A 16,189-nucleotide genomic window follows, 5' to 3' on the forward strand; every position below is an offset into this window, starting at 1 on the left:
TTAACCCTTGTATATTTCCTGCTTCAGCACAGCAATGTAAGGTAAGTTACGATAGCGTTCGTTGTAGTCCAAACCGTAACCAACCACAAACTCATCGGGGATGCTGAACCCGTTATAATCAATGGGAACCTCCACTTTGCGGCGGTCGGGCTTGTCCAGGAGAGTGCAGACCTTTAGGGTAGCGGGACCCCGGGATTTCATATTTTCCAGCAGGTACTGCAGGGTGAGCCCGGTATCCACAATGTCCTCCACGATAATAACATGCTTTCCTTCAATACTCTTGTCCAGGTCCTTCAGTATGCGGACAACGCCGGAGGAAACCGTGCCGGACCCGTAGCTGGAAACAGCCATAAAATCAAAATAGGTCGGTATGTCAATGTTGCGCACCAGGTCTGCCAGGAAGATCATGGCCCCTTTCAGAATGCCAACCATGAGGATGCTTTCGCCCTGGTAGTCCTGAGTAATTTGCCGACCCAACTGTTTTACCCGTTCATTAATTTGCTTCTCATCTAAAAGTATTTTCTCCACATGGGGATGCATCATCTTCACTCCTTGCCAGTCATTGCCTACCAAATGAGCATAACAAAAAAACCTTTTTTTCGTCAATAGTTGAACTTTAAGTTTCCTTTGTTTAGATTTTCCGATATTCCGATAAAAATGCCGTTCCCATGAGAAACGGCATAGAAAACTTTACCCGGGTTGATTTTGTTTGGTTTCTACCGGCACCTCAATCTTCAGGTTCCGGTCGTAATCCCATATCTTGATTAGAATTTCCAGCCCGCCGGTACCGGTGTCTGCCTTGTTTGCCCTGATCATGGCCTGGCGAATGTTCATTTCCTTTTTATCCACCCAAACCTTATAATAAAAACCATCAAATTGGTCTTCTAAAAACACATTCTCCACATTGGGCGTCAGTTCAAAGACCAGGCACTTGTCTCCGTCCAACTTTTCTTCGCCCACCAGGGCCAGTTCCGGGATATCTTTAAAATTAAAATTGGCCAAAGGGTTTAACTCTGAAAAAAACAATTCCGTTTGCGACAGTTTTAAATCCTTCAGGGTCAGCCATTTGCCGGAGAAGGGATCCTTCATGTAGGTGTTGTCTTGCACCTGGGTAAATTCCACCGGTGTTTTCAGGACCGTACCTTTGATATGAACCTTATCCGGCATCACCCGCTCCCCTTCCACCTTGCTGTAAAACTCATGTTCCCCCAGGAGTTTTGATTCCACCACAAAGCGAAAACTGCGGCTGGCAAAGGTGTTATCCAGGGCCGTTGTAAAGATTTTTTCCTGGTCTACCCGACCGGTTCCCGAAAACAACCGGCTGCTTAAAAAAACAAGTGCAATAATAATTCCAGCCACAGCCGCCATTGGGCCGAGCCGGCGCCTGTTGAAAAATATCCATCTCGGTGTGAGCACAAAAAATCCCCCCAGGCTAAGTTCTTTCTAAAATAATACTGTTGAATCTTCTGCTTTATACCAATAACACATGAAAAAGACGCCAGGGGTAACAATAAAAGGGAGTCAATGGTATAATGTACCTGTTGGAGTTCATACAATCGGGAGGGGTTCTGTGAGTCTCAAGGACATGCAAAAGGATGTACACCAATGGATCAGCCAGTTTGAGGAGGGTTACTGGCATCCCCTGTCCATGCTGGCCCGCTTGACCGAGGAAGTGGGTGAACTGGCCCGGGAAGTGAACCACCTGTACGGCCAAAAGCCCAAAAAGGAAGGGGAACCGGAGGGGAACCTCGCTCTGGAGCTAGCGGACATTTTGTTTATCGTCGGCTGTTTTGCCAATTCATTGAATATTGACCTAGACAAGGCCTTCCAGGAAATGATGGAAAAATACCGGCAGCGGGACGGCAATCGCTGGACGCGCATTCAGCCGGAGGAAAAATAAAGTGCGGAGGTATATGCAGATGGCTAAGGCGGCTTTCATTAAACAGTCCGGCATGCATCCCCTTTCCCTGCTGGACAGGCTAACCAGGAACTTTATGCAAGAGGATTTTATCTTGTACCAGGAATACCGGAACCTTGACCTTTTATTAAGCAGGATGGAATCCCTCAGCCGGCGTGCCGACGGCGGGAAGCGGCCGGTCTTTGTTTTATTTGCGGGAGGAGACTGCGCGTTCATCAATACATTAAAAGAAAACAGCAACCTTTTACAGACCATTTCTCCCGGTGAAAAGGAGCAAACCCTGGTTGTCTTTCAACAGGAAGTCTTGGAAGGTATCCTGGGCCTCAGTCCCCGGGAGCAAGCGGAAAACGTCATTTACACCGAAGACCTGGCCGCGGCCCTGCAGGCCGTAGATGATGGACAATATTCCTTCGTCTTTTTACTGAATGAATAGCTGCTGTCAGGAGGATGAAGCGGAAAATCCAATCGGCAAAAACAAACAGAGGTGAGAAGGAAATTCCTTAACGGAATGACCGTCTCACCTCTGCTGTTACTTTTAAAACCTTTTATTGCCCAACCTCTGAATTCTTTCCATGGGGCTAATGATATTGGTAATGCGAACGCCAAAGTTTTCGTTAACCACCACCACTTCCCCGGTGGCCACCAAAGTTCCGTTTACCAACACTTCCACCGGTTCATCGGCCAGGGCATCCAATTCCACCACTGAACCGGGCGCCATCTTTAATACATCCTTGATGGGGCGTCTCGTTCTGCCCAGAACAACGCTGACCCGCAGGGGGATATCCAGGATCAAATCCAGGTTCCTTTGCTCCAGGGATCCCAGAGACAAAGGTTTATATTCCGGTTGGGCGGCGGGTTGCTGCGGCAAAGGCGTCGGGGCCGGCGGGGGGCTGCTCTCCCGGGCTAACATCCCTGCCTCCAACTCCTGCGGGCCGGGTACGCCCGGTGATGCAACTTTCGGCTCCTCAGGCTGCGATTCCGGCATGCCCATGATATCCCTTAAAAGAAGATTCGCTTCTTCTTTGGCTGTCTCCACACTCATGATCTGCATGATATCGGTATCAACCAGATCACCGATCTTCATATTAAAGGAGACAACTACGATAATGTCCTCGATTGTTTCCGGCGGCTGCGCCAGGGGATCTTCCTTTGTTTTCAAAAGGTTGGTCTCCGGCGGTGAAATGTTGATGGGCCGGTGGAACATCTGTGACAGGGAGGTGGCGGCGGTGCCAATCATCATGTTCATGGCCTCGGAGGCGGCACTGATTTCCATCTCTGAGATTTCCTCGGACATGGGGGTGCCGTCTCCCCCCATCATCAGGCTGGCCATGGTGGCAGCGTCATTTAAACGAATGACCAGCAAATTATATCCGCTCAGCCCTTCGCTAAAATCAACCTTAATGACCAGATAAGGAACATCAAAGGAAGCAAACAATTCCTTCTTGGTTAGAATTCTCACACGGGGGCTGGTGATACTGACCCGCTGGTTTAAAATTTCCGATAAGGTCGTCGAAGCAGACCCCATGGAAATATTGCCGATTTCCCCCAGGGCATCCATCTCTTCCGGGGTCATTAAACCGGTTAGATCCAGGTCTTGCAAGCCGTCCCCCGGCGTGTCCGGACTGCCTGCCGGTTCCTCCGGCGGGACTCCGGCGCCTTCTGCCGCCGCTTCTGTTGCCGATAATGGGTCCTGGTTGCTGCCCATGGTTTGGGCTCTCATTAATGCATCAATTTCTTCCTGGCTTAAAAGTTTAGACAATTTCCCACGCCTCCTCGGCCAGTGAGGTCACCTGAACTGCCAGACTCTGGCCGACCGTTCCCACTTGGACTTTATATTTAAGCTCATCATCCACATACAAATCAAGGTCCTGGGTATACCCCCTGTTCAGGGGTAATACATCCCCCACCTGAAGCTGCAGGAATTCTTTTACACTGATATCTGCATGTCCTGCCACCACGCTGATCTCAACATCAGACTCACCCAGCCAGAACTCCAGCGCCCGCAGGTCCTTCTCTTCCTGCTCGGTCTCCCTGATAAACTGGTTGGCCATGGTAAATCTGGAAAGTACAGAGTCAAGCAAACTGTAAGGCAGACAGAGATTGATAAGTCCTCGCACCTCCTCTCCCACACCGGCGGAAAAGGTGATCACCGCTACGATATCGTTGGGCGATATCAACTGGTGCAGGTGCGGGTTGGCATCAATTGATTCCACCTTGGGAGTAATGCTGACAATATCTTTCCAGGTGATGGTTAAGTGATCCAACAGTCTTTTGATAATACGGTTGGCTACAGAAAGCTCAATATCCGTAAGTTCCCTTACCTTTAAAGGCATTTCGCCGGGACCCCCGAACTGCAGGTCAATGACAGGAAATAAAAATTGCAGGTTGGTTTCCATCAGGGCTGTCCCTTTCAGGGGCGCTAGGCTGAAGATGGTCATCACCGTCGGAGTGGGCACTGAATTGATAAACTCTTCATATGTAAATTGCCCTATGGAAGCTACTTCAATGGAAATGGTGGACCTCAGATAACCCGATAAAAAGTTGGAGAGCAGCCGGGCATAACCCTCGTGTAAGACCTGGAGGGTGCGCAGCTGTTCCTTGGTAAATTTATTCGGCCTGCGGAAATCGTAGAGCTTTAACTTTTTATGCTCCTTAGCTTCGACCGCCTCCTGTGGTACATCACCTGCCATCAAGGCCGCCAACAGCGAATCTATTTCCCCCTGGCTGAGAACATCCTTGGACAACTTCTACACCCCCCTTAAAACAGGCATTGGCTGGCTCATTACCCTCTGGACAGCACACGCTCGACCGCCTGCAGGATGCGGTCCTGTTGAAAGGGCTTAACGATAAAGTCCTTGGCGCCGGCCTGAATAGCTTCCATAACCATGGACTGCTGCCCCATGGCGCTGCACATAATGATATTGGCGTTGGGATCCACGGCCCGGATGGCCTTGACACCCTGAATACCGTCCATTTCAGGCATGGTAATGTCCATGGTCACCAAATCCGGCTTTAATTCCTTATACAGTTGCAGCGCCACAGCGCCGTTTTCCGCTTCCCCCACCACTTCATAACCGTTTTTGGTGAGTATATTTTTAATCATCATACGCATAAAAGCAGCATCATCCACGATAAGAATACGCTTACTCATTCTACGAATCCCCCTAATCATTAAAGTGTTAGTCCTAAAGAGTTAAATAGGGTTTGCAGTGAACCCTGGTCGGTGAACAAGAAAAAGTGACCCTTGATTTGCTCCTGGTTTTCAAACAGCAACGTTTCTATGGTTAAAATGTGTTCCTCGACGTAACCGCCGGCCACCAGCGAGGCACTTAACACGGCGCCCAGCATGTCGGTGGCAAACATGGGAACGGTAGGAATCATGGTTAATCCGGTCATGCTGCTGATGGCGCTGAGAAAAGAACCTGTTAAAACATTGCCGATTTCTTTTACCACCGATTCTCCCATTTCGTCCAGTTCTCTGGTGGTTCCCTTTTCCATGCCCATCAGCATATCCACCAGATTGAATGTACTTTCCAGATTAAATATAAACAGGATCTGGCCTGGCACATCCCCGTCCAATCGCAGGCTCACGCAACTCACCACTTCTTCCAGCCCGCCAATCAGGTTCATCACCTCTTCCAACGAAAGGAACCTGCTCTGGGGAACTGCCATATCGATACGTTTATTGACCATGGTAGCCAGAGCGGTAGCTGCATTACCAAGACCTATATTGCCAATTTCCTTCAGTACGTCCATATGGGTCTCTGTCAAAACTCGGTTACCGGCCATTTCATCCCATCCTTTCAGCCACCGTCAACTGATTATTTTTTTCGGTAGAAACACGGAGAAACCTTTTCAAAGCCCATTTCTGCATAATTAAAGATCGTTTCACTGCCGCCGATAAACAAGTACCCTCCGGGGTTCAAAGATTGAGCAAATTTGAAGTTCACCTTATCCTGGGCTTCCCGGGTAAAATAGATGGTCACATTTCTACAGGCAATCAAATCGTATCCTCTAGGATAATTATCGGCCAGCAGGTTATGCTGCTTAAAGGAAACTTTCGATTTTATTTTACCGGAGATGTGATATTTCCCCTGTTCGAGGGTAAAATATTTGGCCAGCCGTTCCTTTGACACATTTCTTACGGCATCCGCACCGTAGCTGCCCACCGCCGCCGCCTGCAGGATGGTGTTATCGATATCCGTGGCATCGATTTGATGCCTTTTCCCGGGAGATATCTCTTCCAGAATGATAGCAATGGTATAGGGCTCACACCCGTTGGAACAGGCCGCACTCCAGATTTTCAGACTGCCCCTTTTCTGTATCAACTCCGGTAATACTTTGGATTCCAAGGTTTGAAACATTTTAACATCCCGAAAGAATTCCGAGACATTGATGGTGAGATAGTCCAAAAACTCATGCCAGGCATTTCGGTTGCTGTTCAAGTAGTTAAAGAAAACCTGATAATCCGCATACTGCTTGCGGGTTAATAAATTATCCAAACGTCTTTTCAGCTGGTTCTCTTTATAACTGTTAAGATCCAAACCAAAGGTTTGATAAACCCTCTCCTTAAAACGTTCAAAATCTGTCATTTTATATCACCTTTATGGGAGATCCGATTGTTCGTATCGTTACCTGCCCGTTGGAAGTATCAAAGATCATGGTGCGGCCCCGGTTACCGCCCAGTTCTTCGGCCAAGATGCGGATCCCTAGTCTGCTTAAGATTTCACGGGCCATGGCTGCGTTTCGCTGCCCGATGTTTAACACAAATTTCTCGTCCAGACCCGAGAACATCTGGGCACCCCCTGCCAGTTTAGCAGTTAACCGGCTCGGGTTCCCACCTTTGCGTTTAATCTCTTCGATCATAAGCGGAATCCCTGTATCCGCAAACTTTGCGGGTTTGGTTACATTGTTAAATTGGGTACTGTCGGGAAGCATGATGTGTAAAAGCCCCCCTACCTTGGCAACAGGATCGTACAGCGCCACCCCAACACAGGAACCCAGACCCAGGGTTATCAGTCGATGGGGGGATGATGCCACCTTGTAATCGGCGATGCCCACTTGGATTTCCGCATTTCCCTTTGACAGCTCCATGTCTGCCCCCCTTAAGGTTATGATATCATGCAGTTTCTTTATATTTAAGGTAAATTCACCTTATTTTCGCAAATTATTTGCTCTGTCCCACATTTCATCGGCGGTCTGGATGGTGCGGGAATTGGCGGCATAGGCTCGCTGAGCCTCAATCATGCCGATCATTTCCACTGCCAGATCCACATTGGAGCGTTCCAAATAACCAGACCGTATGTACCCAATGCCCTCTTCGCCGGGTGTTCCGGAGGTTGCCTCCCCGCTGGCTGCCGTTGGCATATACAGGTTGTTCCCTTTGCTCAGCAGATTGGCCGGAGCCGGAAACGTATATAACTGAATGGTACCCACGGGATCAGTATCAATTGAACCGTCTTTTTTGATGCCGTAGACGTTACCCTTCTCATCCACTTTATATGATTGGTATTCTTCCGGATTCAGCTCGCCGTCCCAATCCAGCTTATAACCGCTTGCATTGACCAGAACCGGTTCGTCGTCGACGGTGGTGATGTAAAAGGACCCGTCTCTGGTGTAGTATTCTTTGTCATCCTCCCCTGTGACAGGTATCACCTTGAAAAATCCCTGCCCTTCGATGGCTAAATCCAGGTCGCGTCCGGTTTGCAATAAGTCACCCTGGTCAAAGATCCTGGCAATGGAAACCGTCCTAACGCCGGATCCTCCTTCCGGTCTGGGATCAGAGGCGGTTGGAATACCCTCATCCCCCAGGGCTTGCCGGACCATATCGGCAAAATTGACCCTGCTTTTTTTAAAGCCGGTGGTATTGATATTGGCAATGTTATTACCAATGGTATCAAGCTTTAACTGGTGTGCCCGCATGCCGGAGGCCCCGCTGGCCAGGGTCTTAATAATCATTTCATCACCCACTTATTTAAATTTTTTCAAATACGCAATTACTTCACGCGCCCTACCTGATTGATGGCTTTATCCAGCAGTTCATCGTTCACTTGTACCAATTTCTGACTGGATTCGTAAATACGGGCCACAGGGATGATATCAATCATTTCCTGTACCGGGTCCACGTTGGATTTTTCCAGCCACCCCTGCAGCACCGTGGTATTGGTAGCCGGTTCAGCAGTCCCGTCGGGGTCAACAAAATAATTGCCGTCCGTCTTTTTAAGCAATGCAGGGTCCGCAAACTCAACAATCCGGAGTTTATCCACTTCCTCGGCTTCTTTTCCCTCCCCTGCGAAAATGGCGCCATCCTCCCGTATAACCAGGTGTTCCGGATCTTCAACGGTAATGGGACCTCCTTCGCCCAGTACCCGATATCCTTCACTGGTTAAAAGATTGCCTTCGGCATCCACCTGGAAGGAGCCGTCCCGGGTATAGAATTGTTCGCCGCTGTCATTCTCCACCGCAAAGAACCCTTTGCCCTCCAGCGCCACATCGGTGGGGTTCCCCGTTTCCGTCAGGGGGCCGGGCTTAAAATCAATATGAACCTGCGTTATCATATTGCCCAGATTTCCCTGGCCGATGGGCTGCCGCTTGCCGCCGGGACCGTTGGCCTCCAATGCCAGCTGCAGGGTTTCGGAAAACCGGTTTTCCAGCACGTTATTCTTCTTGTACCCGGGTGTGGCCAGGTTCGCCAGGTTATTTGAGATATTATTCAATTTCGCCTGTTGAACATCCAGGCTGTTCATGGCGATATAGAGCCCGCGTAGCATGTCCTTCCCTCCAACTAACGATTTAACATATCCTGCAGGGTCTTCCGTAATTTTTTCATCACCTGGGTATGCAGCTGGCAAACCCTGGATTCCGATACCTCCAACACATGACCGATTTCCTTTAAGGTTAAACCTTCCCAGTAGTACAGCGACAGGATGAGCTTATCCCTTTCTCCCAGCTTCTCAATGGCCAGTGTCAAAAGCTTTTTGTTTTCCTTTTCTTCTACAATACTCAGGGGATCCGGGCTGTTGATGTCCTCCACGGTTTCCAGCTTGCTCATGGCGCTGCCGTCATGGCCGGCCATTTCCTCATCCAGTGATTGAAAATACATCCGGTTGGCCTGCCAAATCAATTGATGCAGTTCCTCCAGGGAAATACCCATTTCCTTTGCCAGTAATTCATCGGAAACAGCTTTCCCTTTTTCTCTTTCCAGGCGCTCCCGGGTACTTTTCAGAACCTGAAACTTTTGCCAGGTGGTCCGGGGCAGCCAATTCTGCCGACGTACTTCATCCAGCATCGCCCCCCGGATCCGGTGATAGGCATAGGAATCAAAGCTGTTGCCCATGGCGGGATCAAATTTATCCAGAGCTTCCATAAGTCCGATGACCCCGTAGCTCTCCAGATCCTCCCTTTGAATAAAGGAGGGCAGCTTGACTGCCACGCGGCCGGCCAGATGCTTGACCAGGGGCAGGTAGTGAAGGATTAGTTGCCGCCTGGCTTCCTCATCCCGGGTTTGTATAAACTTTTCCCAAGCCAGATTTATCGACATGCTACCCACTTCCAGTTACTGTCTGCGTTTTATCTCCGCCATACGTTCAAAAACAAAAGCCATAATCAAATCCTGCTGGGCCGGTCTGATATCCAAAAATTTGAATCCCACATGATACACCTTTGTATCTTCAGCAACCAGCTGGCATCGAACAGCCTGGGCCTGTAACTTAAATTCCTGCTGTTTTTTCTTGGTCTTTATATTCAGCGTAAAGGTTAACAGAACCATGGTTCCTTTGTAAATGGGCTCCTTAACGGCTACCTTCATTCCACCGCCGCTTATATCAACGGTGTAAGCTTTTTTGATAGTAGCTGTATCCTTTTCATGATGCGGAGCATACTGCACCTCGATCATTACAGGCACCCGGACAAACTCCCGCATTTGAATTCTTTTAATGTCCGAATCCAGGGGGTGTTTTAATATATACATGGGGAGCCTGTCCTGCTCCATTTTCCTGCCGATGGCTTCGGTAACAAAGACATAGGCGCTGTCTTCCCCAATGTATTTCACATTGACCCGCTGCCCGCGGCTCAGCACCAGCGGTCGATTACCGGCATAGGGGATGGGTATGTAAATGCCCCCGGCGTCAATGTCATAAACCGAACTGACGTACTGTTCGTTCTCATCCATAGGAAAAACAGTAACCTTCTGACCTACTTTTAGCTTTTCTACTATCACGCCCTCAGCTCCCTTACCCAAACAAACGCATTAGCTTACCGAAAAAACCTTGCAGTCCCAGGGGCTCTTCCTCCCTGCCTGAAATCAAGCGGTTGGCGATTTTTGCCAAATTCTGTGACGCCGGGGTGGATGGGGCCATCTTGACAAAAGGCTGCTGCTGCTTGACGGCCTGCACCACCGTGCTGTCTTCCGGCAGGTACCCCAGGTTGATCAAACGAACTTGCAAAAACTGACCTGTGGTTGTTTCCATAGAGCGATAGGTCCGCCAGGCTTCCTTTTCGTCCATGGCACGGTTCACAACAACCATTATTTCGTTATGAACATTATATTTTGAAAGAACCTTAATTAACCCATAGGCATCCGTAAGGGAGGTGGGCTCCGGCGTGATCACCACCACCACTTCGTGAGCCGCCGCCACAAATCCCAACACCGTCTTGGAGATACCGGCGCCGGTATCCACCAGCACAAAGTCAAAGTTGCGGTCCAGTTCCTGCAGTCCCCGCCCCAGCCGCTTTCTCGCCTGATAATCCAGGTTGGCCAGTTCCACAAATCCGGATCCACCGGAAATAATTTGTATGCCCGGAGGAGAAGCCGCCAGAATTTCGTCCATGCTTTTGCCCTTAAACAGGTAGTCGTACAGGGTGTATTGGGGCACGATGCCCAGCAACACCTCGGCGTTTGCCATACCCAGGTCGGCATCAAAAATTGCTACCCGGTAACCACGGCGATTTAATTCAACGGCCAGATTTACCACCAGGTTGGTTTTGCCGACACCGCCCTTGCCGCTGGTTACGGCGATAACTCTGGCCCCGGAGTCACTTCGCTTGTTGACTGTTTGAAGGAAGTTATGATTCGGACTCCTCATAACGATCGGCACTCCTAAACAATAAATTGGCTAACTTCTTGGGATGAGCCTTTTCCAAGTCATCTGGAATGCTCTGCCCGTCGGTATAATAGGCGATGGGTAACCCGGTGCGGCTCACTACATTCAGCATGGAGCCCAGTGTTTCGGTTTCATCGGTTTTGGTAAAGATAAATTTATTGAAATGGGCAATGCGAAAATCCTTGATGGTACGGAACAGATCCCGGTCTTTGGTGCTGGCATTGAGCACCAGGAAAATGTCCTGTTCACCGGGTATGACCTCCAAAAACCCCTTCAGTTCCAGTACCTGCCCGGTATTTTTGGAAGAACGGCCAACGGTATCAATTAAGAGGTGATCCTTATCGGCATGTTTCTCAATGGCCTGGCGCAGTTCGGCGGGGGTCATGACCACTTCCACCGGCACGTCAAGGGTTTCCCCATAGACCTTCAGTTGATCGGCACAACCGTAACGATAGGTATAAATGGTAATTAAAGCCACTTTTTTCTTTTGCAGCAGTTTAAATCGGGTGGCCAGTTTCGTCAGCGTGGTGGTTTTTCCAACGCCGGGTTGCCCCACAAAGGTCATAAAACGGGCGTCCTCTTCCCTGCGGTAAGCAGATTTTAAAACCTCGGCAGTTTTGTTGATTAAAGACAACTCAATCATATCATCGGACACGTATTCCCTGACTTCCCGCAGGGCCGCCTCCAGCAGGGCCCTGGCTACGCTCTCCTGGATATCCATATCCAGCAGTTTGTCAAGCCAGCGCCGGTATACATGATTGTTTCTGCCACGCAGTTCCATGCCTTTCACCTTCGTTCCAAGGTCTGTTTCCGCCATCTGCAGCAACGCCTCGTCCAGTAAAGGTTGAAAACGGGTTTCCGGCAGCTTCACCCGCTCAACCCGCCCGTTAAATGTCTCATAAGAAGGGCTCTGACTTCTCATCAGTTGATAATTTGCATAGTGTGTTTCCTGAACGGTTGCACTTCTATGCTCCGGCATACCGGGAGATTCCGGCACAATGGCCGGTTCCGGCCGGGACTTTACCCTTGCTCCGGCTTCCGCTGCCGGAGGAAGTTTTTTCATTTCCGGCACCGGGGCGTCATCCAGCACCGCTGTAACCTCCAGCATCCTGCGGAACCAGCCCAGCCAGCCGGGGCCTTTAATTTTATAACTGCTCACAATAACCGCCTCAGGACCCAAATCCTGCTTAATGAGCTGAATGGCTTCTTGCATCTGGCTGACGGTATATTTTTTTATCTTCAATCAATGCTCACCGTCCCAATGGCTTCCACTTCTACGTTGGCCGGTATTTCATTTAAGGAGAGCACCGCCAGGTTTGGCAGGTACCTTTCAATTAACCGTCTGAAGGGCAAACGAACCCTGGGGGAGCAAAGCAATACCGGGTTGGCGCCCCGCATGGTCACATCTTCCACCACAGTATTTAGTTTGTCTAACAGTTTTCTTACCAATTGCGGCTCCAAAACAGGGTAGGCGCCAAATTGCGTCTGTTGTATCGCATCTTGAATGGTTTGCTCCAGCCTGGGGTGCAACGTAATGACGGACAGTTTCCCCCGGTCGTCCGTATATCGCTGGCAGATGGTACGGGACAGGCTCTGGCGGGCGCTGTCCGTCAGGTAATCGGGGTCTTTGTTTATTCTGGCGCCGTCTGCCAGGGCCTCTAAAATCGTTACTAAATCCCGGATGGGAACTCTCTCCTTCAGTAAGTTCTGCAAAACCTTTTGAATCTCACCCAGGGAAAGCATATCCGGCACCAGTTCTTCCACCACCGCCGGGTTCTTTTCCTTGACCACGTCAATGAGTTCTTTTACTTCCTGCCGTCCCAGCAGTTCGTGGGCATGCCGCTTGAGGATTTCCGTCAGGTGGGTCACCAGAACCGTGGAGCAGTCAACCACCGTAAACCCGTTGAGTTCCACAAACTCCCTGTCCTGCCCGGTGACCCACCAGGCGGGCAGGTTAAAGGTGGGTTCCGTGGTGGGAATGCCGTTAAACTTCAAATCCTGTCCTAGGGGGTCCATGGCCAGGTGGTGGCCCGGCATCAGTTCACCGCTGGCCACTTCCACGCCGCGGATTTTAATGACATAGGCATTATAAGGCAGCTGCATATTATCCCGGATGCGGATGGGCCGCACCAGAATGCCCATTTCGGAGGCACACTGCCGGCGAACGGCCGCCAGTCTCTGGAGCAGGTCGCCGCCCTGTGATTCATCCGTAAGAGAGATTAAATTGTAACCAATTTCAATTTCCAGCGGATCAACCTGAAAATAGCTGAAAACATTTTCCGGCTCCCGCTTTTGCATTTTCTGGGCTTGCAGGGCCTGGGCCTGCTGCTCCGACAGGGCTTTCTTCTTTCTTTCCCTGGTTATGGTTTTGGAGGAATAAAGCAGCACCGCCGCCATAGACAGGATTAAAAGGTTGGGCATGGCCGGGATCAAGCCGATGAGGCCCAGAATAATGCCTGCCAGCAGCAGCACTTTAGGAAAGTTTAAAAATTGTTTGGAGATATCCTTACCAAAGGTGCCGTCGGAGGTGGCTCTGGTCACCAGGATACCCGCAGCCGTAGAAATCAAAAGGGCCGGGATCTGGGCCACCAGCCCGTCACCAATGGTTAATATGGTAAACTTTTTCAAAGCCTCGTCCATGGGCATGCCCAGTTGGACCACACCAATGACAAAACCGCCTAAAATATTGATCAAAAGAATGACAATCCCGGCAATGGCATCGCCCCGCACAAATTTGCTGGCGCCGTCCATGGCCCCAAAGAAGTCTGCTTCCCTTTGCAAGCGTTCCCTTCTGGCCCGGGCCTCATCTTCGGTAATCAGACCGGAGTTGAGGTCGGCGTCAATGCTCATCTGCTTACCCGGCATGGCATCCAGGGTAAACCGGGCGCCCACTTCGGCCACCCGGCCGGAACCGTTGGTAATCACCACAAATTGAATCACGGTGATGATAATAAAAACCACTGCGCCGACCACATAGTTGCCGCCAACCACAAACTGGCCAAAGGCTTCAATAACCTTTCCGGCAGCGCCCTCCCCCAGGATCAGGCGGGTAGAGGAAATATTGAGGGCCAGCCGGTACAACGTGGTCACCAGCAGCAGCGACGGGAAAATGGAAAACTGCAGTGGTTCCGTGGTAAACATGGTGATCAGCATAATCACCAGCCCCAGAGACATGCTGAGAATGAGGAAAAAGTCCAGCAGGCCGGGGGGCAGGGGAACAATAATCAGCAGCACAATGCCGATAATCAGGCCGGCAATGATGAGGTCGCTATACTGTTTTAAATTGGCTGCCAGGGATGTGGGTGCTGCCACTTATCGCCAACCTCCAATCTACATTCCCTTCCGGTTCTTTAACCGGTAGACCATGGCCAGTATTTCCGCCACGGCCTGGTACATTTCCACAGGAATGGCCTGCCCAAGCTCCACATTGGTATACAGCAATCGGGCCACCTCGACGTTTTCAATCACAGGTACCTTATGTTCCTTGGCAATTTCCCTGATCTGTTTGGCCAGCCGGTCTGTTCCCTTGGCCACCACAACGGGGGCCTCCATGGGCGGTTCATACTTTAAGGCCACCGCATAGTGGGTGGGGTTGGTAACAACCACCGTGGCCCGGGGCACTTCCTTGCGGACCAAATTCATCAACAACTGGCGCTGGCGCCTGCGCAGCCAGCCCTTGATTTGCGGGTCTCCTTCTGTCTGCTTGTATTCCTCTTTAACTTCCTGTTTGGTCATCCGCATTTGCTTTTGAAAGGCATACCGCTGATAGATTAAATCCAGCAGAGCAATGCCCAAGTAAACCGCAGCTCCCCACAACATCACTTTAAGGGCTACGGTAAGCACTTGATTCAGCATGGTTTGCGGGGGGGAGTGGAAAATGGCCAGCAGGTTGGCCAGTTCGCCCATCACCGCCGCGTAAACCGCCCATCCCACAACAAGGATCTTTAACAGTGACTTGACCAGTTCAAACAGGGCGCGGCCGCTGAATATGTTTTTAAAACCGGTGAGCGGATTCAGCTTATCCAACCTGGGCTTAACGGCCTCCGGGGCAAACAAAAAGCCAATCTGCGCCATATTGGCCCCTAAGGCCACCGCCACCAGCACCATAAAAAAGGGAATGAACACTGAAAAAAAGTTAATGGTAAAATCCATAAGCAGTTGGACTAGATAACTGTCCGGCTGCCGCTGGTGTACAAAACTATTAAAGTATGTATAAAAATATTTCCGGGTTTGGCTAATCAGACTGTCTTTGGACAAAAGCGCAAAGAGACCGGCCACCAGCAGCAGGATCGCCCCGTTCAGGTCTGCACTTTTCGGCACCTGACCTTTCCGCCTGGCTTCCTGCAATCGCCTGGGCGTCGCCTGTTCGGTTTTTTCCTGAGAACCTTCTGGCATCAGGCCAACCCCTTCATGAGAAGTAAAAGATCCTTTTGTAAGGTATCAAACATATATTTAAAAAGGGAGGTCAAAGCCGGTAACAGGATGGCCAACGCCGAGACCCCCACCGCAATTTTCAAAGGAAAACCCAGTTGGAAAATGTTTAACTGGGGCGCTGTTTTTCCGATCAAACCCATGGCCAAGTCGGTGATTACCAAAACGGCCACCACCGGCGCGCAAATTTGCACCGCCAGGGCAAAGGTATCGGTAAAAATCCGGATGATTAACAGAGTGACTTGCCCGTTAATCCCCGCCGCCGTTAACGGCACCAGTTCGTAGCTTTTCACCAGCGCTCTGATCAGGGCATGGTGCCCGTCCACATTCATGAATAAAACCAGCGTCATAAAGAAGAGAAACCGGGAAAGCAGTGTATTCATACTGCCGCTCAGGGGGTCCATCACCGCCGCCATGGCAAAACCGATTTGAAAATCCAACAGCTGCCCGGCAATCCTTATTGCGTTAAAAACAAAGGTACATACCAGTCCCAGGGCCAGCCCGACCCCCGCCTCACTGAGCGCTGCCACGGCAAACCCCCACGTCCCGCCGGGAAACTCCGGAGAAGGCGGCATTACCATGGGAGTTACCAGCGCTGCCAGGATAAAGGAAAGCCCGGCCTTCACCAGGGGAGGAATCCCCGGCACGGCATAAAGGGGGCAGGAAAAAACAAAGGAAGCCATCCGTATCAATACCAGAAAGAAAACCGTGATTAAATCAAAATTCAGCACTTCCTGCA

The 16,189-nt window shown here is 50.4% G+C and carries 19 protein-coding genes; 2 read left to right on the plus strand and 17 right to left on the minus strand.

The window, feature by feature from the left end:
- Together hpt and BUB67_RS12000 are read right to left on the minus strand one after the other, a co-directional pair.
- Complete coding sequence (gene hpt, locus BUB67_RS11995) at positions 1 to 540, minus strand: hypoxanthine phosphoribosyltransferase (protein WP_073239666.1); 540 nt, start codon at positions 538 to 540, stop codon at positions 1 to 3.
- Between the two features lie 150 nt (positions 541 to 690).
- The gene (locus BUB67_RS12000; protein ID WP_073239667.1) at positions 691 to 1,416 is read right to left on the minus strand and encodes a hypothetical protein; all 726 of its coding nucleotides are present in this window, start codon (positions 1,414 to 1,416) and stop codon (positions 691 to 693) included.
- Positions 1,417 to 1,570: 154 nt separating this feature from the next.
- Here BUB67_RS12000 and BUB67_RS12005 point away from each other — a divergent pair, with 154 nt between their 5' ends.
- Positions 1,571 to 1,900 carry a nucleotide pyrophosphohydrolase gene (locus BUB67_RS12005; protein WP_073239668.1) on the plus strand — a complete coding sequence of 110 codons (330 nt, stop codon included), beginning with the start codon at positions 1,571 to 1,573 and terminating at the stop codon, positions 1,898 to 1,900.
- Between the two features lie 19 nt (positions 1,901 to 1,919).
- Positions 1,920 to 2,351 carry a hypothetical protein gene (locus BUB67_RS12010; protein ID WP_073239710.1) on the plus strand — a complete coding sequence of 144 codons (432 nt, stop codon included), beginning with the start codon at positions 1,920 to 1,922 and terminating at the stop codon, positions 2,349 to 2,351.
- 102 nt (positions 2,352 to 2,453) lie between these two features.
- Here BUB67_RS12010 and fliY read toward each other — a convergent pair whose 3' ends face one another.
- From fliY to fliR, 15 genes are read right to left on the minus strand one after another with little or no spacing between them, the layout of a single operon-like run.
- On the minus strand, positions 2,454 to 3,677 hold the full coding sequence (fliY, locus tag BUB67_RS12015) for a flagellar motor switch phosphatase FliY (RefSeq protein ID WP_073239669.1): 1,224 nt from the start codon (positions 3,675 to 3,677) through the stop codon (positions 2,454 to 2,456).
- Complete coding sequence (gene fliM / locus BUB67_RS12020; RefSeq protein ID WP_073239670.1) at positions 3,670 to 4,662, minus strand: flagellar motor switch protein FliM; 993 nt, start codon at positions 4,660 to 4,662, stop codon at positions 3,670 to 3,672. The genes fliY and fliM overlap by 8 nt, the downstream gene beginning before the upstream one ends.
- A gap of 38 nt (positions 4,663 to 4,700) precedes the next feature.
- On the minus strand, positions 4,701 to 5,069 hold the full coding sequence (locus BUB67_RS12025; protein WP_073239671.1) for a response regulator: 369 nt from the start codon (positions 5,067 to 5,069) through the stop codon (positions 4,701 to 4,703).
- Positions 5,070 to 5,089: 20 nt separating this feature from the next.
- A complete protein-coding gene (locus tag BUB67_RS12030) occupies positions 5,090 to 5,707 on the minus strand; it encodes a chemotaxis protein CheC (protein WP_073239672.1) in 618 nt (205 codons plus the stop codon).
- A 32-nt stretch (positions 5,708 to 5,739) separates the two neighbouring features.
- Positions 5,740 to 6,510 (minus strand): CheR family methyltransferase, encoded by a 771-nt coding sequence (locus tag BUB67_RS12035; RefSeq protein WP_073239673.1) that lies wholly within the window; start codon positions 6,508 to 6,510, stop codon positions 5,740 to 5,742.
- Position 6,511: 1 nt separating this feature from the next.
- Positions 6,512 to 7,012 (minus strand): chemotaxis protein CheD, encoded by a 501-nt coding sequence (locus BUB67_RS12040; RefSeq protein WP_073239674.1) that lies wholly within the window; start codon positions 7,010 to 7,012, stop codon positions 6,512 to 6,514.
- A gap of 60 nt (positions 7,013 to 7,072) precedes the next feature.
- On the minus strand, positions 7,073 to 7,876 hold the full coding sequence (locus tag BUB67_RS12045) for a flagellar hook-basal body protein (protein ID WP_073239675.1): 804 nt from the start codon (positions 7,874 to 7,876) through the stop codon (positions 7,073 to 7,075).
- Positions 7,877 to 7,914: 38 nt separating this feature from the next.
- A complete protein-coding gene (gene flgF, locus BUB67_RS12050) occupies positions 7,915 to 8,688 on the minus strand; it encodes a flagellar basal-body rod protein FlgF (RefSeq protein ID WP_073239676.1) in 774 nt (257 codons plus the stop codon).
- 14 nt (positions 8,689 to 8,702) lie between these two features.
- Positions 8,703 to 9,458 carry a sigma-70 family RNA polymerase sigma factor gene (locus BUB67_RS12055; protein ID WP_073239677.1) on the minus strand — a complete coding sequence of 252 codons (756 nt, stop codon included), beginning with the start codon at positions 9,456 to 9,458 and terminating at the stop codon, positions 8,703 to 8,705.
- A gap of 15 nt (positions 9,459 to 9,473) precedes the next feature.
- On the minus strand, positions 9,474 to 10,136 hold the full coding sequence (locus BUB67_RS12060) for a flagellar brake protein (protein WP_073239678.1): 663 nt from the start codon (positions 10,134 to 10,136) through the stop codon (positions 9,474 to 9,476).
- Positions 10,137 to 10,149: 13 nt separating this feature from the next.
- Positions 10,150 to 11,001 carry a MinD/ParA family protein gene (locus tag BUB67_RS12065; protein WP_073239679.1) on the minus strand — a complete coding sequence of 284 codons (852 nt, stop codon included), beginning with the start codon at positions 10,999 to 11,001 and terminating at the stop codon, positions 10,150 to 10,152.
- Positions 10,982 to 12,262, minus strand: coding sequence for a flagellar biosynthesis GTPase FlhF (gene flhF, locus BUB67_RS12070; protein WP_073239680.1), 1,281 nt, complete (start codon positions 12,260 to 12,262; stop codon positions 10,982 to 10,984). The genes BUB67_RS12065 and flhF overlap by 20 nt, the downstream gene beginning before the upstream one ends.
- Positions 12,259 to 14,331: a flagellar biosynthesis protein FlhA gene (gene flhA, locus BUB67_RS12075; RefSeq protein ID WP_073239681.1), complete on the minus strand. Its 2,073-nt coding sequence runs from the start codon at positions 14,329 to 14,331 to the stop codon at positions 12,259 to 12,261. Before flhA ends, flhF begins: the two co-directional genes overlap by 4 nt.
- An 18-nt stretch (positions 14,332 to 14,349) precedes the next feature.
- The gene (gene flhB / locus BUB67_RS12080; RefSeq protein WP_073239682.1) at positions 14,350 to 15,414 is read right to left on the minus strand and encodes a flagellar biosynthesis protein FlhB; all 1,065 of its coding nucleotides are present in this window, start codon (positions 15,412 to 15,414) and stop codon (positions 14,350 to 14,352) included.
- Positions 15,414 to 16,181, minus strand: a complete 768-nt coding sequence (fliR, locus tag BUB67_RS12085; protein WP_073239683.1) for a flagellar biosynthetic protein FliR — start codon at positions 16,179 to 16,181, stop codon at positions 15,414 to 15,416. Before fliR ends, flhB begins: the two co-directional genes overlap by 1 nt.
- Positions 16,182 to 16,189: the final 8 nt, after the last annotated feature.

Origin of the sequence: Desulforamulus putei DSM 12395, assembly GCF_900129195.1 — a bacterium.
In the GTDB taxonomy this organism is placed as follows: Bacteria; Bacillota; Desulfotomaculia; order Desulfotomaculales; family Desulfotomaculaceae; genus Desulfotomaculum; species Desulfotomaculum putei.